Annotated in this window: 2 protein-coding genes; one reads left to right on the top strand and one right to left on the bottom strand. The window is 65.1% G+C overall.

Annotated elements, in window-relative coordinates:
• A partial coding sequence (locus tag RM844_RS32175; protein WP_311670987.1) for an SDR family NAD(P)-dependent oxidoreductase occupies positions 1-216 on the bottom strand: 216 nt, incomplete at its 3' end.
• Between the two features lie 58 nt (positions 217-274).
• Here RM844_RS32175 and RM844_RS32170 point away from each other — a divergent pair.
• A partial coding sequence (locus RM844_RS32170; RefSeq protein WP_311670986.1) for a LysR family transcriptional regulator occupies positions 275-516 on the top strand: 242 nt, incomplete at its 3' end.

The raw sequence follows: 516 nt of genomic DNA, 5'->3' as shown, positions 1-516 counted from the left end.
GACGGAGTCTTGTGATCGCACGTCCATCTCTACGGCCCGCAGATCGATTCCCTCGCGATCCGACAGGTCGGCGTACGCTTCGGCCCGTTCGGCGTTGCGCCCGGCGATGTCGCGCATGGACGCGTGCACCGTGTGCCCCACGCGGGCCAGTTGTTCCGCGATCATCTGGCCAAAGCCGCTGGATGCGCCGGTGATGAGGACGGTCTGATTGGTCATGGCGTCGAGCCTGCCCGCCCGACACTCATCTGTCACATGCATACTTATGATGACGTGCATGCTTACCACGCATATCGATCGGGTCGACCTGAACCTTCTCACCCCGCTGGTCGCCCTGCTTGAGGAACGACAAGTATCGCGGGCGGCTGTCCGGGTGGGGCTGAGTCAGCCGGCCATGAGCCGGGCGCTGCAACGCCTACGCCGCCTGTTCGATGACTCGCTACTGGTCCGCGCCCCCGACGGGTTCCGGCTCTCGGCCCGCGCCGAAGAGATCTACCTCCAGCTCACCACGGTCATCCC

This window comes from Streptomyces chisholmiae, from assembly GCF_031845445.1.
Taxonomy (GTDB): domain Bacteria; phylum Actinomycetota; class Actinomycetes; order Streptomycetales; family Streptomycetaceae; genus Streptomyces; species Streptomyces chisholmiae.
The sequence above is the reverse complement of the archived record's forward strand: the minus strand, read 5'-3'. Positions and strand labels throughout refer to the sequence as shown.